This window comes from Photorhabdus viridis (assembly GCF_040256935.1).
Lineage (GTDB): Bacteria > Pseudomonadota > Gammaproteobacteria > Enterobacterales > Enterobacteriaceae > Photorhabdus > Photorhabdus viridis.
In genome coordinates, this window is record NZ_JBEJZY010000351.1 from 1 (window position 1) to 315 (window position 315).

At 46.0% G+C, this 315-nt stretch carries 1 pseudogene; it reads left to right on the top strand.

Going from position 1 to position 315, the window contains the following annotated elements:
• Positions 1-72 precede the first annotated feature (72 nt).
• Positions 73-315, top strand: a pseudogene (locus ABR397_RS25580) (ShlB/FhaC/HecB family hemolysin secretion/activation protein); the annotation flags it as partial.

Here is a 315-nt window from a genome sequence, read left to right on the forward strand (position 1 = left end):
TATTCAGACGGGAAATTAATACCACATTAGAATAGTTTAATAATGTCATTATCAAATTGTTAATTATTGTCTATGGGAAAATTACCGTTTTATCACCGCAGCCTGACCGGGATTATCCTGCTGGCAATCTCCGCACTGGCCCAGGCGGCAATTCCTGTCAGCTCGGCGGATCAAGAAACCATCACACAACAACAAAAAGCCTTATTGCAGCAAGCCCAACAACAGCGGGAAGCGCTGCGTCACAATATCACCGTATCCCCATCCCCCGTTTTAACGCCGGATGCAGCTGAATCTGTTTGCCACACCATTCAACAG